Below are 20,235 nucleotides of genomic sequence, written 5' to 3' on the forward strand. Positions count from 1 at the left end.
CCGGTGTACCCAACTGGGTCGCATTTGTGCGCGTTTTGATCGCGGAAAACGCGCACAAATGCGACCTACTTGGGGGCGGCGAGGGCCGGGAGGACGTGGTCCGTGAGCAGCGGGGCGAGGTCGTCCGGCAGCGGCGCGTGCAGGTCCAGCCAGCGGATCTCCGCGATCTCGGCCGAGGGGTGCGCGTCCCACGTACCCGGTGCCGTGAACACCGTGGCTTCGATGGTGGTCGCTTCCTCATTGGCGGCAACGGCATGCCACACGCCCATGGGCTCAAGCTGGTCCGGAGCCACGCTGATACCGACTTCCTCGGCCAGTTCCCGGGACGCCGCCTGGGCAGCGGTTTCGCCGGGCTCCGGCTTGCCGCCGGGGTGCATGAACCTGTCCGTCCCACGCTTGCGGACGGTGAGGAGCTGGCCCGCCCCGTTATAGACGCACACGGCGCTGACCACGATCACGTTCATGTGTTCCTCCTCAGATGCGATTCCAGCAGAAGGTCCTTCGCCGGCCCGTGGACGTCCCACGTGAAACTGAAAGCGTCGGGACCCTCCCAGGCGTAGTTGACGTAGTAGTCGTCCGGATCGCACCAGTGCTTGTCCTGGTTGGCGTCCGCGGCAAAGCTCATCACGTGGAAGGGCCGGCCATCCGGGAAGAACACCTCCATGCTGTGCTCGGTGGCACCTGGTTTCAGGACGTATTCGCGGAAGGCCGGGCCTGAGTGGGTAGGCCAGTGCATGGTTCCGTCTTCGCGGTAGTCCAGGCCGCCGTCGGGGTTCTGGACGTAACGTACGACGCCGGAAAAGGTTCCGCGGGTGCCGGTGGCGCGATCAAGGAGGGTCCGCTCCACGTTCCATTCGCCGGCCAGGTAGGCCCGCAAGTCCATCCGTGGCTGCTGGTCATTCAAGTGCCCTCGATTGGAATCGAACCAACGACACCGGCTTTAGGAGAGCCGTGCTCTATCCACTGAGCTACGAGGGCGCATGTCCATGGGCTGTGGAGGTCCCTGGCGGGAGCCTTCCGGCCCGAACACGACTATAAGCATACAAGCTGCAAGGGCGCTGCCCGAACACGGTTAGGCTGGCGGACATGAGTGGCCACGCGACAGTACCGGCATCGGCTGGCACGTTCCTTCCCAACGTCCGCAGCATCCGTGCGGCCATCGGCGGCTGGGCCCAGCTGAGCGTGGTGCAGTACTTCGCGGCCGAGGCTGCCGTGATCGACGCGTGGGCGGGACCCGAACCGTACAGCCGAGCCACCGGCTACATCAGCGACCTTGGCGCAATATCCTGCGGAATCTACGAGGACCGCTCTGTGTGCTCTCCGTTGCACGTGCTGATGAATGCCTCGTTTGTTGTCCAAGGGCTCGCCTTGATCCTTGGTGCCGTGTTCCTGACGGCCGGTTTGTTGTGTGTCGCAGCGAGGCCGGGGGTACCGGCCCGGCGGTTCCACGGCGAGGCGCCGCGGGTGATTGCCCAGCACTGGATCCTTGCGGTGGCCATTCGCATCCTGACCGGGGTTGCCGGCGTGGGCACGGTCCTTGTGGGCCTGGTGCCGGAGGACTTTGGCTCGCCGTGGCATTTTGCGGGCGCCCTGATGTTCTTCATTGGTGGCGGCTTCGCCCTGATCCTGCTGGGAATCCTTTGGCTGCGGCAAACCCCTGTGAGCTGGTTCCTTGCAGCGAGCGGGGCGCTGTGCATCGGCGCGCTCGTGGTCGGCGGCCTCACCCGCATGGACGTGCCCGAGCCGGGGATCCTTGAACGGCTCATGGGCTACCCCGTAACGATCGGCCTGGCGGCCGCAGGCCTGGTGATTGCACAGCGCGTGCACCGCGAACGGCGGGCGAGGGTGCGCTCGCGCTAAGCCCGGAGTGGCCACTGCTCCCGGGTCGCACCCGTTTGCGCCGTGGGCTCCCATAAGAACGGGTGCGTCCGGCGGGATCGGCAGCGGGGCGGGTTCGCAAGGGGTGCGCTGGGCGGGATCGGCAGCGGCGCCGGCTAAGAGTCGTGTGTGCTGGCCTGGTCGCACCCGTTTGCGCCGTGGGCTCCCGTAAGAACGGGCGCGTCCGGCGGGAAGGGTAGCGGGGCGGGTCCGCAAGGGGTGCGCTGGGCGGGAAGGGTAGCGGCGCTGGCCAAGAGTGGTGTGAGCTGGCCTGGTCGCACCCGCTTGCGCCGTGGGCTCCCGTAAGAACGGGTGCGTCCGGCGGGAAGGGTAGCGGCGGCGGCCAACGAATGGCGCGTCCGGCGTGAACGGTAGCGGCGCGGGTTCAAACAAGGGCTGCGCTGCCTGCTGCGGCGGGTCTATTCTGACGCTATGACGACGGCGGCTGGTCCGCGTGGCGGGGACCGCGGGCTTCTGCCTGACCTCGCAGGGCGACGCGAACTTGTTGGGGGTTGGGCTGCGATCACGCTGATCCACTACTTCGTGGTGGAAGCCATTGCCATGGCGGCGTGGCGCGGCGATCCGCCCTATGACCGCCGGGAGCACGTGATCAGCGATCTCGGTGCCGCGAACTGTGGACCTTTCAATGGCTATGAGGTGTGTTCGCCGTTGAATTGGCTGATGAACGCCTCGTTCGTTCTCCAGGGCGTGGCCATGGTCATGGGTGCAGTGCTGGTCAGCTCCGCCGTGCTGTCCGTGGCGGCAGAGCCGGGCCAACGCGGAATCCGGCCGAGCATGGCATCGAGATCCGCGGAGGCTTTTCCGTGGATCGCAGCGGGTGCGGTTCGGGCGCTCATCCTGGTTGCGGGGATCGGGCAGGCCATGGTGGGGCTGGTACCTGAAGACACGGAGCTGGCACTGCATCTGATGGGCGCCGGAATGTACTTCATCGCCGGACCCATCGCCCTGGTGGTCCTGGGCCTGGTGTGGCGCGGACACACGCAAATGTCGTGGATGGTGCTGCTGTTCGGGGTGGTATCGCTGGGAACCACCATCTATGTCCTGGCAGTGCAGCTCCGGGTGGATGAAGCCGGTGCCATCGAACGGACCATGGCGTATCCCATCATCCTGGGCCTGTCCCTGGTGGGCCTCATCGTGGCCCACCGGGTCACCAGGGAACGGAAAGCGGTCAGGACGTTGGGTCAGCGTCCTTCCGTGCAGTAGCGTCCTTCCGCCCAAGGAACACAGCCACCAGTCCGCACAACAAACTGAGCAGGAACAGCACCCACGACGCGACCGTCACGGCCGAGGCCAACGCAACCGAACCGGCGTCGGGCGTTTCAGAAGCCATCACCGAATCAATGGCGACGTTCGACCACAAGTGGGCTACGGCAAACAGCAACGGCGCCGCCCACATGGCCCAGCGCCACGATTTGCGGGCCACGTTGGTCCCAATGAGAAGCAGCCAGCTGAAGCCAAAGATCAAGGGAAACAGGGTGCCGGCGGTCTTGTGGACGTAATTTAGCTGACCTCGGGCTGCATCGTCCATGGCGTTACGGAGCTGGGCGATGTAGTCCGTGGAGAAACCGCCAATGAGGGAGTCCGGCATGGCCAGGCCGCCGGACAACTGGGTCATCTGGTTGAGGGTCAGCAGGTGCAGGTACCAGAACAGGAAGACGCTGGCCACCACGCCGGCAATCACAATGAGCCTGGAGTTGCTCTGTGCCTTCTGCGGGGTGCGCTGGGTGGTGGGATTGATCACGGGCGGCAGCGAGTGTTCCGGGACTGCCGCTTTGGCTCCGTGCTTCTTGATGCGCTGCGCTGGGGTCTTGGCCATGTGATTCATTATCCCGCCACATAAGCTGGACCCATGACCATCGGCAGGCACACAGCAACTGAACTGGACCCATCACTCGACGATTACCAACTGGCCAGCGCCCTGGTCCGTGAGGCAGGTCAGTTGGCCCTGCTTATGCGGATGGGGGGCCTGCAGGGGGAGCGGAAGACCTCGGTGTCGGACGTGGTGACGGCTGCCGACCGCGCCGCCGAGGCCTACGTCCTTGAACAGTTGCGGCGCTGCCGCCCCGAGGATGGCATCCTTGGCGAAGAAGGTGCCTCCGTTGCCGGAACGAGCGGCCGGACCTGGGTGATCGACCCCGTGGATGGCACCTACAACTTCCTGCATGGCTCCACCTACTGGTGCTCGGCCATCGCCCTGAAACGCGATGACTCGGACCGCGGCGGCAACCCGGTAGCGGATCCCTCCGTGGTTCTTGGTGCCATCTACCAGCCGGAAACGGACAAGCTGTGGCTCGGCGGCGAAGGACGTCCCGCAACGCTCAATGGGGAACGGATTTCCGGTTCGGGGGATGTGGCAGTGGGCCAACTGAGTGCCGCCACCTACATCCACCCGACCTGGCTGGCGGATCCGCGCGCGGCCATGCCGTGGCACGCCGCGGCAATCACCGCGGCATCCTTGCGGATGTTCGGTTCCGGCTCGTGCGACCTCGGCCGGGTGGCTGACGGCGAACTGGGGTGCTGGTTCCAGCACAGTTGCCCCGAATGGGATTGGCTCCCCGGCAAAGCGATCGTCCGCGCTGCCGGTGGGGACACCGCCGTCGTACAGGTCAACGGACTCAACTGGTTCGTCGCAGGAGGCACGACGGCGGTCCGCGAGTTAAGCGCGGCACTCACCTCGGTTCCCCAGTTCGCTTAGTCCTGGGCCAGCTTCAGCGGGCACGTGGTCCGCATCCCGGGCACCGGTCGAAGGAGTGTCAGACCCACCGCCTAGACTGGTAGGCACCATGGATATGTTGTTTGACCCCTATGCAGACGGACCCTTCAAGGCAGGCTCACGGGCCGCAGTCAAGGCTGCGCCGGAGCTTTCACACAGCGGCGGTGGTGCTGCTCCTGCCCGGACAGGCGAGGATGATGGGGCTCCCGGTTCGGGCGGCTGGGGTCACCAGGGGTCGCATGGCTTGCCGTCCGCTGACGCCTTGCTGCAGGGCCTCAACCCGCAACAGGAAGAGGCCGTCAAGCACTCCGGCAGCCCGCTGCTCATTGTCGCCGGCGCCGGCTCGGGCAAGACCCGTGTACTCAGTAACCGGATCGCGTACTTGATCGCCACCAAGCGGGCGCATCACGGTGAGATCCTGGCCATCACGTTCACCAACAAAGCTGCGGCGGAAATGCGGGAACGCATCGAAGCGCTGGTTGGTGGACGTGCCAAGGCCATGTGGATCTCCACCTTCCACTCGTCCTGCGTGCGCATCCTTCGCCGCGAGGCGTCCAACGTGGGGCTGAACTCCAACTTCTCCATCTATGACTCCGCGGACTCGCTGCGCCTCATCACACTCGTGGCGAAGAACCTGGACCTGGACCCCAAGAAGTTCCCGCCCAAGGCCATTCAGCACAAGATTTCCGCGCTGAAGAACGAGCTCATCGACGACGATTCCTTTGCGTCTTCGGCCAATTACAACGAGCCTTTCGAAACCGCTGTGGCTGAGGTCTTCAAGGGCTACACGCAGCGTCTGCGCCAGGCCAACGCCATGGACTTCGACGACCTCATTGCGCAGACCGTCTACATGTTCCGGGCTTTCCCGGCGCTCGCAGAATCGTACCGACGCCGTTTCCGGCACGTCCTGGTGGACGAATACCAGGACACCAACCATGCCCAGTACGCCCTGGTCAGGGAAATCGTAGGCCTGGGTAATGACACCGAGGTCCAGCCGAGCGAACTGACAGTGGTTGGCGACTCGGACCAGTCAATCTACGCCTTCCGGGGCGCGGACATCCGCAACATCGTGGAGTTCGAGCACGACTACCCGAACGCGCGGACCATCAAGCTGGAGCAGAACTACCGCTCCACGCAGAACATCCTCAGCGCTGCCAACTCCGTGATTTCCCGGAACCCCAACCGGCAGGAAAAGCGCCTGTGGACCGCCGAGGGCGATGGCGAGAAGATCGTGGGCTACGTCGGCGAAAACGAGCACGACGAAGCCCAGTTCATCGCCAAGGAAATCGACCGGCTACAGGACGAGGAGGGGCTGCGTCCCGGCGACGTTGCCATCTTCTACCGAACCAACGCCCAGTCGCGATCCATTGAAGACGTACTGGTCCGCGTTGGCCTGCCGTACAAGGTGGTTGGCGGTACCCGGTTCTACGAGCGCAAGGAAATCAAGGACGCACTGGCCTACCTGCGCGTCCTGGTGAACCCGGACGACGACGTCAACCTCCGCCGTGTATTGAACGAACCGAAGCGGGGCATCGGGGACCGTGCCGAGGGCGCTGTTGCTGCCTTGGCCGAGCGGGACCGGACGTCCTTCATGGACGCAGCGCGCCGCGCCGATCAAGCACCCGGCATGGCTACCCGCTCCGTCAATGCAGTGTTGGGCTTCGTGAAGCTGCTGGACGACCTCGCCGAGGTAGCCTCGGGGTCCGGGGCGTCCGCGGCCTTGGAAGCCGTACTTGAACAGACTGGCTATCTTGCCGGACTCCGCGCGAGCAACGACCCCCAGGACGAATCCCGCGTGGAAAACCTGGCGGAACTCGTGGCCGTGGTCCGTGAATATGAGCGTGACAACCCCGACGGTTCGTTGGGCGAGTTCCTGGAGCAGGTCTCCCTGGTAGCCGACGCCGACCAGATCCCGGACGCGCCGGGCGCCGACATCGACGCCGCAGTTGCGGAAGCAAAGCGCTTGGGCGTGGTCACGCTGATGACGCTGCACACGGCGAAGGGCCTGGAGTTCCCCGTGGTGTTCCTGACCGGCATGGAGCACGGGATCTTCCCGCACCAACGCTCCGCCACGGATCCCAAGGAGCTCGCCGAGGAACGCCGCCTTGCCTACGTGGGCCTCACGCGTGCCCGCAAGCGGCTCTATGTGACCCGTTCCGAGGTCCGCAGCATGTGGGGCCAGAGCCAGTACAACCCGGCCAGCCAGTTCCTGCAGGAAATCCCCTCGGAACTGGTGGACTGGAAACGCGAGGGTACATCCCGCCAGGCCGCTGGCGGCTGGGGCAGCGCACCCATCGGCTCGAACCGTTACGGCGGATCCTTCTGGGGAGCCGGCACCTCCCGCGGAGTTGCCGCGAGCCCAACCGCCGGGTTCGACGCCGATGTCCCTGCAGCCGTGGCTAGGACCCGGGTTCAGCCGCAGAAGGAAGTCATCGCCGTGTCGGTGGGGGACAAGGTCAACCACACCAGCTTCGGCAACGGGGTGGTGCTGGGCGTCGAAGGAGCCGGCGACAAGACAGTGGCCAAGGTGAAGTTCGACGTCGGCGAGAAGCGCCTGCTGTTGCGTTACGCGCCACTGACCAAACTGGATGCCTGAGGCGCTTTGATTCGATAGTTCTCTGTCGGTATACACTCTTGCTTGGATTAATCATTTCGATTGATTAATAAGAACCCTTACTGAATCATTGGGGACAAGCAATGACGTTTGACATCGATGTGGCCAAGTCTCTGGGTGTGGTCGCTGCAGCGAAGGCGCATTGCAGCGAACTTGAGCCGATACGCGCAGCCGTGCGGCATACCGTTGATGAAGTGGGCGGGTCCTTGCGTGCGGGGCCGGTCTTCGGTGCCCTCCAGTTCTACGGCGACGACGTGCTGCTGCTGGACCTCCTCGCGCTGTCACAGCGGATAGCCAACGTGTTTGGCGGGACCCAAGCTGCGGTTGCTGCTTATGTGGCCGGTGACGAGCAGTTGGCCGCAGATGTGCTCAGGAACGCTCGAAGCATTGTGGATGCCCCCACGTTCAGCTTCCGCCTGGACAAGTTCCGCGCTAGGCCGATGGGGTAGGGCCGCGTGAACGAGTACCAGATTGATACGTCAGGCTTGTTCGCCCTCCCTGATCCGGATGCCCTGGAAACCGCTGTGTCTCCGCTGGTGCGGCATGCGCAGGGGATGATCAATGCAGTGCAGGCTGCGTCATCGGAATGGTCCGCTTTGGCTGATGCCTACGTAGCTCCTGAGGCGCCGGTGGTCTTGGCGTTGTTCAAGCCCGTGACCCAGACGAGTGACAACATTCGGTCCGGCATGGTCACAGTGTTCTCCGCGTTGATGCGTTACGCCGAAACCGTCCGGGAGTTGCGACGGAAGCGTCAGCTCCTCTTGGACGACATCGCCGATTTCCACCGGAGGATGGAGATCCATCTGGGGCAAACCCCTAGTTGGGATCCCCACTCCAGCCAAGAAAGTTTCGGCAGTCAGCACACTGGACAGGCTCCGCTTATGGAACATTCCGACCTACTGCGCAGGGTTTCGGTGTTGGTGTCGGAACACGAGGAAGCTCAGCGTTTATGCGAGTTCGCTGTCCGTGGGGTGCACCGCTGGGAGTCAACGGTTCCTCCGTATTACCCGGGTGGGACCGCCACGGATCCGGCGCTGGACCATGCTCGTGCGGAATTGCGCCGCATGGAGTCCGGGGGAGGGGATCCCCTGGCAATGTTGGCGTTGTGGAAGACCCTGACGCCGGGGCAACTGCTCGATTACGGGATGGCCGAGTCTGACTACCTTCGATCGGGATTCCGTTCGCCGCCACCGGTCGCGCAGGTGAAGGCGTGGTGGGCTGGTCTAACCACCGACCAACAGGCGGCCCTCGTGGTGGCGGCACCAGGAGTCATCGGAAACCTGAACGGGATTCCGTACGCCGCGCGTGCCAAGGCCAACAAAGCAAACGTGGATGCCGTGTACAAGGATCCGCGGACCACCGCTGAGCACAAGGCCGTGTTGCAGGAAATATATGACGCGCTGGAGCCCCGAAAAGACAACGATGAAGACCCTGCCGCTCCCCGGAGCATCGTCTCATTCACCCCGGAGGAGAATGGAAAACCTCTCGTGGCTGTTGCGATTGGTGACTTAGACACGGCTTCGAATGTGACATGGAACGTCCCGGGCATGAAAACCACCGTGGCCGACGGGCTGGAGTCATGGACGAAGTCGGCGCAGGATTTGTATGACATTCAGGAGGGTGAGCTTGCAGGTACTCCAGGCCATTCGACCGTAGCGGTGGTTTCCTGGGTTGGATATGACAGTCCGGAGGAACCGCCCAGCAGTGAAGTGCTCTCCACGGAGCTGGCCAAGGCGGGAGGGGTCAAGCTGTCGATTGCCTTGGACGGGTTTGTTGGTACCCGGGAAAGCGTCGCGGACGGTAGGGATAAGCCCCATCTGAACGTGGTGGCCCACTCCTACGGGACCACCACTGCCTCTTATGCGCTGATCTCTACCACCCACTCCGTCGATACAGTCACGTTCTTCGGCTCTGCCGGAATTGCCTGGCGGGACGTGGGCTCGGCAATGGACCTGCACGTGGCAAAGGACGCGGACGGCAGGCCCGACGTCTTTGTGACGGCGTCCAGCGAGGACCGTGTTGCTCCATTCGGAATTATTGGCAGCGGACTGCGTGGTCGTGAGGGTCGGCTAGATCCTCTGAATTCTTGGTTTGGCGGGAAGAACTTCTCTTCCGAGGGTGGCTACGATCCGGACACTGGTGAGGTCTATTGGAGGACCACGGGCCACGACGCCAACGGTTGGGCAGTAAAGGGTAGCGGCAATACCCTGTTTGCTGCGACGCGTGATCATGGCTACCTCGACCCCAGCACCGAGTCCGCCCATAACATCGCATTGACGTCCACGGGCAAGGGAGGCCAGATTAAGAAGCTGATTCCGCTCCGACGCGAGTTGGTGGAAATTCGCGGTGAGATGGCTCCGCTGGGACGCTCCGTAGAGCGCGACCTTACACCGCAAGAACTAAGAGAAGAACTTGGCAAATGATGATGCTAAAGCCTGCATACAGGGTGTGGTTGGTCTCGATGATGATGGGAAGTTTACTGATGACCGGATGCAATGTAGATCCAACAAAGGATAGGCAGCTTGACGAGCCAGGACCTGGCGAGCGGAGTGCATCGGAGGTGTTCACCGACTTCTTGGATGCCATGGAAGACACGGTTCAACATTCCGGCACCACGTGGCCAGGATGGGACCGCCAGGATACGGCGGACTACGTCTCAGAGCCATGTGGTGTGAACGCACGCGCTGACGGTCGCTCATACGAACGACAGATCAAGGGAGGTCCTATAGACGATCCGCAGGCCGCAATAGAGAACATGAAAGCGCACTGGGTGGAGAAGGGTTACAAGATCGGAAACACCTTCGATAACGGAGACCCCGCGACGGGTGCCCAGATAAACGCTTACACAAGCCGAGGAATGCTACTTCAATTCTCGCCAACACCCCGGGGAAGCTTGATCAACGTAATTGGAGAGTGCACCCTCGATCCCGCTGCCAGGCAGAAAACCACATAGACATGACCAAAGAGTCGCACCACACAAGGACATCCCGTGGCGGAAAGCTTGGTATCCGGTGGCTGTGTTTGCCAATCACCATCGCGTTTTCTGTCGTGATTGCCGGTTGTGGTGTGACTTCAGCGGGTGGATCGAGCACTGAGCCGGGGCCAGGCCAACGCAGCGCCTCCGAAGTGTTCACCGACTTCTTGGATGCCATGGAAGACACGGTTCAACATTCCGGCACCACCTGGCCAGGATGGGACCGCCAGGACACCGTGGACTACGTCTCCGAACCCTGTGGCATACATGCGCGCGCCGACGGCAGGCTGTACCAGCGGCAAATCAAGGGTGGTGCCATCGCCGATCCACAGGCAGCAGTCGAAGTGATGAAAGCGCACTGGGAATCGAAGGGCTACACCATTGGAAATATCTTCGACGGCAAGGGTGCGGACAGCACTGGCCTTGAAATAGGTGCGTCAGGTCCACGGGGAATGACCCTGATCTTCACAGCAACAAAGTACGGCAGCTTCATTAAAGTAATCGGCGAGTGCACTTTGGACCCTGCCGCACGGAAGAAGACCACGTAGCCTTGGCCGGACCTGATGGTAGCGCGTAATGCGCTCGAACCAGACCCGGCGCATCGATGGTGCCCAGAGACGACCGGTAGCCCATTGTCAGGAGCCTTAGCGCGTCTTACACTGGCCGGGCGTTTGTGCTTTCGGTCCGCATAATACGGTAGGCGCTGCGCTTCGGGGGTTTCGCATTCTTGTGGGGGAGGACGCGCATGGGCGCCATGCAGAGGGAACGCGGTTTTGCCGTTAAAGCTTGGGGGACGATTCTGGCCGCTGCCTTGGCTGGTGGACTGTCGTTGCAGCTGGCACCTCCCGGTCTCGCTGCAGGCGAGCCCGTGCCGAGCGCTGCGGCTACAGCACCAACCCAGCCTCCCGCCGTCGAGCCGGCGCCGGAACCGGTGTCCACCGCGCCGGCCACCGCGCCGCTCCCTTCGTCCACAGCAACACCCACAGCCACTGCCACGGCGACTCCAGCGCCACAACCAACAGGCACCGTGTCGGTCCCGGCCACTGAACCTGCGGTTCCGGAAGCGGTGGTGCCCACAGGGTCGACGAGTGGGCCTGACCAAACTCTCGCCGCGGACCCTGAGCCCTTGGCTGTGCAGGGGTACGTGGAGAACGGCTTCGTGGGAAAGCCCTTCGACGAGCCGTTCGTGGTCTCGGGAGGTACTGCCCCGTATTCCGTGACTGTGACCGACCTGCCGCCAGGGCTGGCGTTCAATGAGGCTGGCCTGAAGGTCACGGGGACGCCCAGCCAAGCTGGTTACTACCAGATGACCGTGGTCGTAACGGACTCCTCGGAACCTGCCCAGACCGTGTCACGAAAAGTCTCGGCGAGCATCAGCGAATACCACCCGCCAAAAATTGAGTTGCATACCTACACCGGTCAGTACCCGGACGCCGTTGTTGGCCTTCCGTATGAGCAAAGCATCGACGTGTTTACGGCCGGAGTCATACCGTTCACCACATCGATCGTTGAAGGGCAACTCCCGCCCGGAATGTCCTGGAGCAATAAGTCAGCCAGCGGAACCCCCACGACTGTCGGCACGTACGCCTTCACCGTCCGGGCGACGGACCAGTTCGGTTCCAGCGAAGCCTCGTTCAGGATCACTGTGCGGGCAAGTGCACCGTACGCTGTGGGCTATGTAGTGCCGCCCGCCGTCCTGGGGGAGCCCTACTCGGCCAAGATCGCTTCGGTGACCGGCGGCGTCGGCCCCTACTCCATGTGGTGGGGAACGCCGCAGCACATGGCCGGCAGCCTGCATTGGCACGATCCCGGTCCGGACGGGCTCGTTATTGATGGCAACGGATTCCTCAATGGCACGCCCACCAGGGCGGGATCGTTCCGGATTTACGTGAAATTCCGTGACGCGGGCCTCGTTGAGCGGGAGATCTTCTGGACCACCGTCACCGTCCTCGAAACCCGGCCACCCGCCGTCGAACCGCCGCCTGCAGCACAACCACCAGCCGCGGCTGAAGTACCTCCAACAACGGTGCTGCCGGCAGGCGCGGTAGAGCCGGCGTCGTCCGCTGAACTGGCGGCTACGGGGCTGCAGTCCGGAACCCTCAACGCGGTGCTGTGGGCCGCCGGAGGTCTTCTGACGTTCGGCACACTGATCGCAGTCGCAGCGCATCAAAGCCGGAGGCGTGGCGGGACCGGCTGAGCAGCCACGGCATAATTGGAGCCATGCGACGGACTGTATTGGGGATTCTTGCCGCCTTGCTCTTGCTGGCCAGCACGGCGTGTTCCTTCTCCACCAAGGACCCCAACTACGTTCCTCCGGAGCCGCTGCCTCCCCTGGAACAGCTCAAGCAGGTGCCGGTGACGGAACAGACAACTCTCGCCGCTGGCGACGACGTCATTGCGTTCGTCACCCCGGACCACAACATCGTTTGCGCCATGACGTCCTCGCGGGGCGGCCATCTTAACCTGCCCTATGAGCCCAACACGTACTCGGACGCTGCCAACAACAAATTCGCCGTGGTGCCCGTGGTGCAGTGCGAATTGGCGGCCTACGCCAAACCTGAAGCGGAAGACATTTCCGACGATTGCGGCGCTACCGGCTTGGGCTACTTGGGTGGGACCGTGCTGCTCTCGCCGGACAAGGCCATGTACGGCTCGTGTCGCTCCGGCGTAACACAAATGGAGTCGGAGTACGGTCCCAAGGGAACGCGGAACGGCACCATTTCCAAGCTCCGTGAGTTGGCTGACGGGCAGAACATCGAACGTAACGGCCTGCGGTGCTCCGCGTACAACGACGGCGTTGCCTGCGGAAACGTCTCGGGTGGCGTAGCGTTCTTCGTCAGCCGCGAGGGTTACCAGCTGATTTCCGACGGCGGCAAGACGGTCCGCGGGAACCTGAAGGAAGATTCCTGACCACTGCGGAGCGTACGTGTGAGCCCAAAAACCGCGCCATCACGCGGATTTTCTACGCTCGATAGAAGTGTAAGCTTACTCACTTAACCGGTACTGTGGGAGTGGCGGGACGCCTCAAAGGGCTAAAGTTCCGAGAGGACCTTACGCAATGTGACCGGGCATGATTCCTGGTTATGACCGCGTACTTTCCGCAGCTGGCTAATCGCGGTCATCGCGGTTCCGGCTGGACAGAAACTACTTCGACGTAGAAGGACACTAAACCGTGGACCTGTTTGAATATCAGGCGCGCGATATGTTCGAAGCGCACGGTGTACCCGTGCTCGCCGGCATCGTGGCGCACACTCCTGAAGAAGCGAAGGCAGCTGCTGAGAAGATCGGCGGCGTTACTGTCGTAAAGGCACAGGTTAAGGTTGGTGGCCGCGGCAAGGCTGGCGGCGTCAAGGTTGCCAAGTCTGCCGACGAGGCGCTTGAGCACTCCACCAACATCCTGGGCATGGACATCAAGGGCCACACCGTCAACAAGGTGATGATTGCCCAGGGCGCTGACATCGCCGAAGAATTCTACTTCTCGGTCCTCCTGGACCGTGCCAACCGCAACTACCTGGCCATGTGCTCGGTTGAAGGCGGCATGGAGATCGAGCAGCTTGCTGTAGAGCGCCCCGAGGCACTCGCCAAGATCGCCATCGATCCTGCTGTTGGAATCGACCAGGCCAAGGCTGACGAGATCGTCGCAGCTGCCGGCTTCGCTGAAGAACTGCGCGGCAAAGTCGCCGATGTCATTCTGAAGCTGTGGGATGTCTTCAAGAAGGAAGACGCAACCCTGGTTGAGGTCAACCCGTTGGTCCGCACCGGCGCAGGCGACATCGTTGCCCTCGATGGCAAGGTTTCCCTGGACGAGAACGCCGACTTCCGCCACGTGCACCACGGTGAGCTGGAAGACAAGGACGCGGCCGACCCGCTCGAGGCCAAGGCCAAGGCCCAGGACCTCAACTACGTCAAGCTGGACGGCGAAGTTGGCATCATCGGCAATGGCGCCGGTCTTGTGATGTCCACCCTCGACGTCGTCGCTTACGCCGGCGAGAACCACGGCAACGTGAAGCCCGCCAACTTCCTTGACATCGGTGGTGGAGCGTCCGCCGAGGTCATGGCCAACGGCCTGGACGTCATCCTGGGCGACTCCCAGGTCAAGAGCGTCTTCGTGAACGTCTTCGGTGGCATCACCGCTTGTGACGCCGTCGCCAAGGGCATCGTCGGTGCACTGGCAGAGCTCGGTTCCTCGGCGAACAAGCCGCTGGTTGTTCGCCTCGACGGCAACAACGTCGAAGAGGGCCGCCGCATCCTGACCGAGGCCAACCACCCGCTGGTTACCCTGGCCGCCACCATGGACGAGGGCGCCGACAAGGCCGCCGAGCTCGCCAACGCAGCTAAGTAAAGGGACGCGACAATGTCTATCTACCTCAACAAGGACTCCAAGGTCATCGTCCAGGGCATCACCGGCGGCGAGGGCACCAAGCACACCGCCCTGATGCTCAAGGCCGGCACCAACATTGTTGGTGGCGTCAACGCCCGCAAGGCCGGCACCACGGTCCTGCACGGCGACAAGGAAATCAACGTCTTCGGCACCGTCAAGGAAGCCATCGCCGAAACCGGCGCGGACGTTTCGATCGTCTTCGTTCCGCCGGCATTCACCAAGGACGCAGTGGTTGAAGCCATCGAAGCCGGGATCGGCCTCGTGGTAGTCATCACCGAAGGTGTGCCGGTTCAGGACTCCGCCGAGTTCTGGGCGCTCGCCCAGTCCAAGGTGGACGCTGACGGCAAGCAGATCACCCGCATCATCGGACCGAACTGCCCCGGCATCATCACCCCGGGTGAGGCCCTGGTTGGCATCACCCCGGCAAACATCACGGGCAAGGGCCCCATCGGACTGGTTTCCAAGTCCGGTACCTTGACCTACCAGATGATGTACGAACTCCGCGACCTCGGTTTCTCCACCGCGATCGGAATTGGTGGCGACCCCATCATCGGCACCACCCACATCGACGCCCTGGCTGCGTTCGAAGCCGACCCGGAGACCAAGGCGATCGTCATGATCGGTGAAATCGGTGGCGACGCTGAAGAGCGCGCAGCCGACTTCATCAAGGCCAACGTCACCAAGCCGGTCGTCGGCTATGTGGCAGGCTTCACGGCTCCCGAGGGCAAGACCATGGGCCACGCCGGCGCCATCGTGTCCGGCTCCGCTGGTACCGCACAGGCAAAGAAGGAAGCCCTCGAGGCAGCAGGCGTGAAGGTCGGCAAGACGCCGTCCGAGACCGCCAAGCTGCTGCGCGAGGTTTTCGCAGCGCTCTAGGTTTTACAAATAAGTACGACGGCGGTCCGTCACCTTCCGAACGGAAAGGTGAAGGGCCGCCGTCGTGCTTTAAGCGCCCGTTGTGAGGCCTGCTCAGCGCGCTATTCCTCAGCAGGGCCCGCACCACCCGGGTTCCCTGGCCGAGCTTGCGAGGTTGGGGGAGTAGGGATGTAGAGCGGCCTCGCAAGGCTGGGTATTTGGCCCGTCCATCCATGTGGGCGGGCCTTTGCTGTACCCAGAATCAGGATAGTTTGTTAGTATGTTAGGACAAACTATTCGAAGGGACCTGCAATGCCTCTTGTTCGTATCGACGTCAACCAGGGCCGCTCGCCCGAGGATCTGGCCGCCATTAGCCGAGCCATTCACGATGCCATCCTGACCGAGTATGGAATCCCCGAGCGGGACTACTTCCACATCCTCACGGAGCATCCACAGGGCCAGATCGTCGCCCAGGACGCCGGGCTCGGTTTTGAGCGCAGTTCCGGCGTTGTCATGATCCAAATCTTCACCCAGGGTGGTCGCAGCCAGATGGCGAAGAGTTCGCTCTTCGAGGCCATTGCCTCCGGGCTCGCGGGGGTGGGGATTGCCGGCGAGGACGTGTTCGTGGGCTATGTGGAGAACACTGCCGGGGATTGGTCGTTCGGCTTTGGGCGCAGTCAGTATGTCACCGGAGAATTGGCGGTTCCCCGCAAGTAGGCGCGCTGGGTGTCATGTTGTAAATATGTCAGTACAAACCTTTGACAGGACATTAAATCTGGTGCAAAGTAGTCATGTGGCCCCGCTCACTGAGGGGTAGCAAGGCATTGGGGCCCAGCGCTCAAAGGTTCAGAGTTCACAAGAGAAAGGTCCACGAGTACCGTGACCCACGAACTGCTCACGATCGGGCGCATCAGCGTTGATATCTACCCGAACGATATTGGAGTTGGGCTGGAGGACGTGTCGTCTTTCGGCAAGTACTTGGGAGGTTCGCCTTCCAATGTGGCTGTTGCCGCTGCCCGCCATGGCCGCCGCACGGGTGTGATTACCCGGACCGGTGATGATCCTTTTGGCGGCTTCCTGCACCGCGAGCTGCGCAAGTTCAACGTGGATGATTCCTTCGTCACCCCGGCACCGGGCCAGACTCCGGCCACGTTTTGTGCGATCAAGCCGGCCACGGATGAGTTCCCGTTGTACTTCTATGGCCGGTTCCCCACGGCGCCGGATCTGCAGATCAAGGCCGAAGAGTTGGATCTGGACGCGATCCGGGACGCCGTGATTTTTTGGTCCACGGTGACGGGCCTGTGCCAGGAGCCCTCACGCAGCGCCCATATTGCGGCGCATGAGGCCCGCCCCCGGACCGGTTTGAAGGATGGCCAGTTCACCATCCTGGACCTGGATTACCGTCCGATGTTCTGGGCTTCCGAGGAAGAGGCCCGCGCGGAGGTGGCCAAGATCCTTCCGCATGTGACGGTCGCGATCGGCAACGACAAGGAATGCGCCGTGGCCGTGGGGGAGGGGACCCCTGATGAGCAGGCGGACCGCCTCCTGGCTGCCGGCGTGGAGATCGCCGTGGTGAAGCTCGGCCCGGAAGGTGTGATGGCGAAGACCCGCACCGAGCGTGTGGTGTCGGCCCCGGTTCCGGTGGAGACGGTGAACGGCCTGGGTGCGGGGGATTCCTTCGGTGGCGCGTTCGTGCACGGATTGCTGTCCGGTTGGCCTTTGTCCGAGGTGCTGGATTACGCGAACGCCGCTGGTGCGATTGTCGCCTCGCGTCTGTCCTGCGCGGATGCGATGCCGACGCCGGATGAGGTCACCTCGCTGCTGGCTGAACGCGGCCGTCCGGTCCCCGCCGCCCCCGTCGAAGAAGGAGCAGTGCGTTGAGCCTCAACGATGACCCCCGCCGTTATGAGCACTTGAGCCGGATCCGTTTGGAGGATCCGGGGGCCGTGGCCCGCGCTGCTGCGACCCGTCGTCGTCATCCTGGCCTGAAGCATGGCGTGCAGAACTTCATTGTCGCCGCCGACCACCCGGCCCGTGGTGCCCTGTCTGTTGGTTCGGAGCCGATGGCCATGGCCGACCGGCGCGATTTGCTGGACCGTTTGCAGGTCGCGCTGGCGAATCCTGCCGTGGACGGCATCCTGGCTTCCCCGGACATCATGGATGACCTCCTGCTGCTCGGTGCGCTGGAGGGCAAGCTCGTGTTCGGTTCCATGAACCGCGGCGGCCTGGCCGGACTGGTGAACGAGTTCGATGACCGTTTCACCGGCCACACCGCAGCCGCCTTGGAAGCCTTGGGCGCGGACGGTGGGAAGATGCTGACCCGGATCTGCCTGGGCGACCCGGACACGGTTGCCACGCTTGAAGCGACTGCGAAGGCGATCGATTCCCTGGCCGAGCGGAAGCTCATCGCCATGGTGGAGCCCTTCCTGTCCGTGCGTGACGCGAACGGCAAGGTCCGTAACGATCTCCGTGCCGATGCCGTGATCAAGTCCGTCGGGATCGCCGAGGGCCTGGGGTCCACGAGCGCCTACACGTGGATGAAGTTGCCCGTGGTGGCGGAGATGGAACGCGTCATGGCCTCCACCACGCTGCCTACCGTGCTGCTCGGCGGTGACCCGGACGGGTCCCAGGACGAGGTCTTCGCTTCCTGGCAGGCGGCGCTGGCTCTGCCCGGCGTGCAGGGCCTCACCGTGGGGCGGACGCTGCTGTACCCGCACGACGGCGATGTGGCAGGTGCCGTCGCGACGGCGGCCTCGCTGCTGAACACCACTGCGCCCGCTGCCGCCGCTGCCGCTGGGTTCGCTTCGTCAGACCGTATCCCCGTGAAAGTATCGGAGTAGTTACCCATGGGATCTGTAACCCGTCGGATGACCGTGGCTCAGGCCGTGGTTGAGTTTTTGTCCAAGCAGTACACGGTTGATTCTGTTGCTGGTGTGGAGTTCCGTGAGCGCCTGATTCCGGGCACGTTCGGTATTTTCGGGCACGGGAACGTGGCCGGTGTGGGCCAGGCGTTGAAGCAGTACCAGGCCGCCGATCCCTCGATCATGCCGTACTACCAGGGCCGCAACGAGCAGGCCCAGGCCCACCAGGCCGTGGGCTATGCCCGGCACACCCGCCGCCGGCAGACGTTCGCGATCAGCACCTCGATCGGTCCGGGGTCCTCGAACCTGCTCACCGGGGCGGCGTTGGCCACGACGAACCGGCTGCCGGTGTTGTTGCTGCCGTCCGATACGTTCGCGACCCGCGCAGCTGACCCGGTGCTGCAGCAGCTTGAGTTGCCGTATGCGTATGACATCACGGTCAATGACGCGTTCCGGCCGCTGTCCAAGTTCTTTGACCGGGTGTCCCGGCCGGAGCAGTTGTTTTCCGCGTTCCACCACGGCCTGCGGGTGCTGACGGACCCGGCCGAGACCGGTGCGGTGACCATTTCGCTGCCGCAGGACGTCCAGGCCGAGGCGTTCGATGTGCCTGAGGAGTTCCTGGCCGAGCGGGAGTGGCGGATCCGCCGGCCCGAGGCCGAAGATGAGGACATCCGCCGCGCCGTCGAAGCGATCCGCGCGGCTAAGCGGCCATTGGTCATTGCCGGCGGTGGCGTCCTCTACGCCTACGCCAACGATGAACTGGCGAAGTTCGCCGAGCTCACGGGCATCCCGGTGGGCAACACCCAGGCCGGTGTGGGCGTCCTGCCGTGGGACCACAAGCTCTCCCTCGGTGCCATTGGTTCCACGGGCACGACGGCGGCCAACGCCATCGCCGCGGAGGCGGACCTGATCATCGGGATCGGCACCCGGTATGAGGACTTCACTACCGCGTCCCGGACAGCGTTCCAGAACCCGGACGTGCGCTTCGTGAACATCAACGTCGCCGCGATCGATGCGTACAAGCACGGAACGCACCTGCCGATCGTCGCTGATGCCCGCAAGGCCCTCGTGAAGCTGAACCAGGCCCTGGGCGGTTACCGCGTGGGTGCTGACCTGGAAGAGAAGGTCGCCGCCGAAAAGAAGCGCTGGGACGGAATCGTGGATGAGGCGTTCGAGACCCGGTTCACGCCGTTGCCGGCGCAGAACGAGATCATCGGTGCCACGAACAAGGCGATGGACGCCCAGGACGTGGTGATCTGCGCAGCGGGTTCCCTGCCGGGTGACCTGCACAAGATGTGGCGTGTCCGGGACCCGTTCGGCTACCACGTGGAATACGCGTACTCCTGCATGGGCTACGAAATCCCCGGAGGCCTGGGCGTCAAGCGCGCAGCCCTGGCCGAAGCCGCCGCGGGCGGGCCGGAGCGCGATGTGGTGGTCATGGTGGGGGACGGCTCCTACCTGATGATGCACACCGAACTGGTCACCGCCGTCGCCGAACGCATCAAACTGATCGTGGTCCTGATCCAGAACCACGGCTATGCCTCCATCGGCTCCCTCTCGGAGATGCTGGGTTCGCAGCGTTTCGGAACCCAATACCGGGTCCTGAACAAGGAACAGCACTCCTTCGACGCCGGCGAGAACCTGCCCATCGACCTCGCCACGAACGCCGAGTCGTTGGGCGCGAAGGTCATCCGGATCGAACCGGGCGAGAAGGTCATCGCCGAACTCGAACAAGCCATCCGCGACGCCAAAGCCGCCCCCGAGGACACCGGCCCGATCGTGATCCACGTCGAATCCGACCCCCTCCTGGACGCCCCGTCCTCCGAATCCTGGTGGGACGTGCCCGTCTCGGCCGTGTCCGAACTCGAATCCACCCAACAGGCCTACAAAACCTACACCGACCACAAGAACCGCCAGCGCAAACTGCTCGGCTGAGTT

The 20,235-nt window shown here is 63.4% G+C and carries 19 protein-coding genes and 1 tRNA gene; 16 read left to right on the forward strand and 4 right to left on the reverse strand.

The features are described 5' to 3' along the window. Positions 1–65: 65 nt before the first annotated feature. The 3 genes from ACIQTZ_RS08625 to ACIQTZ_RS08635 all read right to left on the reverse strand — a co-directional run bounded on the left by ACIQTZ_RS08625 (position 66) and on the right by ACIQTZ_RS08635 (position 978). Complete coding sequence (locus ACIQTZ_RS08625; protein ID WP_402979513.1) at positions 66–464, reverse strand: NUDIX domain-containing protein; 399 nt, start codon at positions 462–464, stop codon at positions 66–68. Further along, positions 461–904: a DUF6314 family protein gene (locus ACIQTZ_RS08630; RefSeq protein ID WP_402979515.1), complete on the reverse strand. Its 444-nt coding sequence runs from the start codon at positions 902–904 to the stop codon at positions 461–463. Before ACIQTZ_RS08630 ends, ACIQTZ_RS08625 begins: the two co-directional genes overlap by 4 nt. 1 nt (position 905) lies before the next feature. Then, positions 906–978, reverse strand: a tRNA-Arg gene (locus tag ACIQTZ_RS08635). 108 nt (positions 979–1,086) lie between these two features. Here ACIQTZ_RS08635 and ACIQTZ_RS08640 point away from each other — a divergent pair. Further along, positions 1,087–1,860, forward strand: a complete 774-nt coding sequence (locus tag ACIQTZ_RS08640; RefSeq protein ID WP_402979517.1) for a DUF998 domain-containing protein — start codon at positions 1,087–1,089, stop codon at positions 1,858–1,860. 450 nt (positions 1,861–2,310) lie between these two features. After that, positions 2,311–3,102 (forward strand): DUF998 domain-containing protein, encoded by a 792-nt coding sequence (locus tag ACIQTZ_RS08645; protein ID WP_402979519.1) that lies wholly within the window; start codon positions 2,311–2,313, stop codon positions 3,100–3,102. Here ACIQTZ_RS08645 and ACIQTZ_RS08650 read toward each other — a convergent pair. After that, positions 3,068–3,715 carry a hypothetical protein gene (locus ACIQTZ_RS08650; protein ID WP_402979522.1) on the reverse strand — a complete coding sequence of 216 codons (648 nt, stop codon included), beginning with the start codon at positions 3,713–3,715 and terminating at the stop codon, positions 3,068–3,070. The two genes, ACIQTZ_RS08645 and ACIQTZ_RS08650, sit on opposite strands and share 35 nt — an antisense overlap. A gap of 33 nt (positions 3,716–3,748) precedes the next feature. Here ACIQTZ_RS08650 and ACIQTZ_RS08655 point away from each other — a divergent pair, with 33 nt between their 5' ends. The 14 genes from ACIQTZ_RS08655 to iolD all read left to right on the forward strand — a co-directional run bounded on the left by ACIQTZ_RS08655 (position 3,749) and on the right by iolD (position 20,232). Next, positions 3,749–4,594 carry an inositol monophosphatase family protein gene (locus tag ACIQTZ_RS08655; RefSeq protein WP_402948841.1) on the forward strand — a complete coding sequence of 282 codons (846 nt, stop codon included), beginning with the start codon at positions 3,749–3,751 and terminating at the stop codon, positions 4,592–4,594. Positions 4,595–4,682: 88 nt separating this feature from the next. Next, a complete protein-coding gene (pcrA, locus tag ACIQTZ_RS08660; RefSeq protein WP_402979524.1) occupies positions 4,683–7,208 on the forward strand; it encodes a DNA helicase PcrA in 2,526 nt (841 codons plus the stop codon). Positions 7,209–7,309: 101 nt separating this feature from the next. Next, on the forward strand, positions 7,310–7,675 hold the full coding sequence (locus ACIQTZ_RS08665; RefSeq protein WP_400334138.1) for a DUF6507 family protein: 366 nt from the start codon (positions 7,310–7,312) through the stop codon (positions 7,673–7,675). Between the two features lie 6 nt (positions 7,676–7,681). Then, positions 7,682–9,649, forward strand: coding sequence for an alpha/beta hydrolase (locus ACIQTZ_RS08670; RefSeq protein ID WP_402979526.1), 1,968 nt, complete (start codon positions 7,682–7,684; stop codon positions 9,647–9,649). After that, entirely contained in the window at positions 9,646–10,179 is a 534-nt protein-coding gene (locus ACIQTZ_RS08675; RefSeq protein WP_400334144.1) for a hypothetical protein, read from the forward strand. The genes ACIQTZ_RS08670 and ACIQTZ_RS08675 overlap by 4 nt, the downstream gene beginning before the upstream one ends. 173 nt (positions 10,180–10,352) lie before the next feature. After that, the gene (locus tag ACIQTZ_RS08680; protein WP_402979528.1) at positions 10,353–10,748 is read left to right on the forward strand and encodes a hypothetical protein; all 396 of its coding nucleotides are present in this window, start codon (positions 10,353–10,355) and stop codon (positions 10,746–10,748) included. A 197-nt stretch (positions 10,749–10,945) separates the two neighbouring features. Next, positions 10,946–12,397, forward strand: a complete 1,452-nt coding sequence (locus ACIQTZ_RS08685) for an Ig domain-containing protein (protein WP_402979530.1) — start codon at positions 10,946–10,948, stop codon at positions 12,395–12,397. 23 nt (positions 12,398–12,420) lie between these two features. Beyond that, positions 12,421–13,110, forward strand: a complete 690-nt coding sequence (locus ACIQTZ_RS08690; RefSeq protein ID WP_402979533.1) for a hypothetical protein — start codon at positions 12,421–12,423, stop codon at positions 13,108–13,110. A 262-nt stretch (positions 13,111–13,372) separates the two neighbouring features. Beyond that, entirely contained in the window at positions 13,373–14,542 is a 1,170-nt protein-coding gene (gene sucC / locus ACIQTZ_RS08695; protein WP_397323104.1) for an ADP-forming succinate--CoA ligase subunit beta, read from the forward strand. A gap of 12 nt (positions 14,543–14,554) precedes the next feature. Further along, positions 14,555–15,457: a succinate--CoA ligase subunit alpha gene (gene sucD, locus ACIQTZ_RS08700; RefSeq protein ID WP_400334156.1), complete on the forward strand. Its 903-nt coding sequence runs from the start codon at positions 14,555–14,557 to the stop codon at positions 15,455–15,457. Positions 15,458–15,748: 291 nt separating this feature from the next. After that, positions 15,749–16,153: a tautomerase family protein gene (locus ACIQTZ_RS08705; RefSeq protein WP_402979535.1), complete on the forward strand. Its 405-nt coding sequence runs from the start codon at positions 15,749–15,751 to the stop codon at positions 16,151–16,153. A 162-nt stretch (positions 16,154–16,315) separates the two neighbouring features. Beyond that, positions 16,316–17,317: a 5-dehydro-2-deoxygluconokinase gene (gene iolC / locus ACIQTZ_RS08710; protein ID WP_402979537.1), complete on the forward strand. Its 1,002-nt coding sequence runs from the start codon at positions 16,316–16,318 to the stop codon at positions 17,315–17,317. Then, positions 17,314–18,276, forward strand: a complete 963-nt coding sequence (locus ACIQTZ_RS08715; RefSeq protein ID WP_402979539.1) for a deoxyribose-phosphate aldolase — start codon at positions 17,314–17,316, stop codon at positions 18,274–18,276. Before iolC ends, ACIQTZ_RS08715 begins: the two co-directional genes overlap by 4 nt. 6 nt (positions 18,277–18,282) lie before the next feature. After that, a complete protein-coding gene (iolD, locus tag ACIQTZ_RS08720; RefSeq protein ID WP_402979541.1) occupies positions 18,283–20,232 on the forward strand; it encodes a 3D-(3,5/4)-trihydroxycyclohexane-1,2-dione acylhydrolase (decyclizing) in 1,950 nt (649 codons plus the stop codon). The last annotated feature ends 3 nt before the right edge of the window (positions 20,233–20,235 follow it).

This window comes from Paenarthrobacter sp. NPDC090520, from assembly GCF_044769205.1.
GTDB lineage: Bacteria > Actinomycetota > Actinomycetes > Actinomycetales > Micrococcaceae > Arthrobacter.

What these genes read in the sequence shown, in the direction of transcription:
- ACIQTZ_RS08675 (WP_400334144.1), top strand. Translation starts at nt 9,646, where the DNA reads ATGATGATGCTAAAGCCTGCATACAGGGTGTGGTTGGTCTCGATGATG.
- ACIQTZ_RS08640 (WP_402979517.1), top strand. Translation starts at nt 1,087, where the DNA reads ATGAGTGGCCACGCGACAGTACCGGCATCGGCTGGCACGTTCCTTCCC.
- pcrA (WP_402979524.1), top strand. Translation starts at nt 4,683, where the DNA reads ATGGATATGTTGTTTGACCCCTATGCAGACGGACCCTTCAAGGCAGGC.
- ACIQTZ_RS08655 (WP_402948841.1), top strand. Translation starts at nt 3,749, where the DNA reads ATGACCATCGGCAGGCACACAGCAACTGAACTGGACCCATCACTCGAC.
- ACIQTZ_RS08650 (WP_402979522.1), bottom strand. Translation starts at nt 3,715, where the DNA reads ATGGCCAAGACCCCAGCGCAGCGCATCAAGAAGCACGGAGCCAAAGCG.
- ACIQTZ_RS08690 (WP_402979533.1), top strand. Translation starts at nt 12,421, where the DNA reads ATGCGACGGACTGTATTGGGGATTCTTGCCGCCTTGCTCTTGCTGGCC.
- ACIQTZ_RS08665 (WP_400334138.1), top strand. Translation starts at nt 7,310, where the DNA reads ATGACGTTTGACATCGATGTGGCCAAGTCTCTGGGTGTGGTCGCTGCA.
- ACIQTZ_RS08625 (WP_402979513.1), bottom strand. Translation starts at nt 464, where the DNA reads ATGAACGTGATCGTGGTCAGCGCCGTGTGCGTCTATAACGGGGCGGGC.
- ACIQTZ_RS08645 (WP_402979519.1), top strand. Translation starts at nt 2,311, where the DNA reads ATGACGACGGCGGCTGGTCCGCGTGGCGGGGACCGCGGGCTTCTGCCT.
- ACIQTZ_RS08705 (WP_402979535.1), top strand. Translation starts at nt 15,749, where the DNA reads ATGCCTCTTGTTCGTATCGACGTCAACCAGGGCCGCTCGCCCGAGGAT.
- sucD (WP_400334156.1), top strand. Translation starts at nt 14,555, where the DNA reads ATGTCTATCTACCTCAACAAGGACTCCAAGGTCATCGTCCAGGGCATC.
- iolD (WP_402979541.1), top strand. Translation starts at nt 18,283, where the DNA reads ATGGGATCTGTAACCCGTCGGATGACCGTGGCTCAGGCCGTGGTTGAG.
- ACIQTZ_RS08685 (WP_402979530.1), top strand. Translation starts at nt 10,946, where the DNA reads ATGGGCGCCATGCAGAGGGAACGCGGTTTTGCCGTTAAAGCTTGGGGG.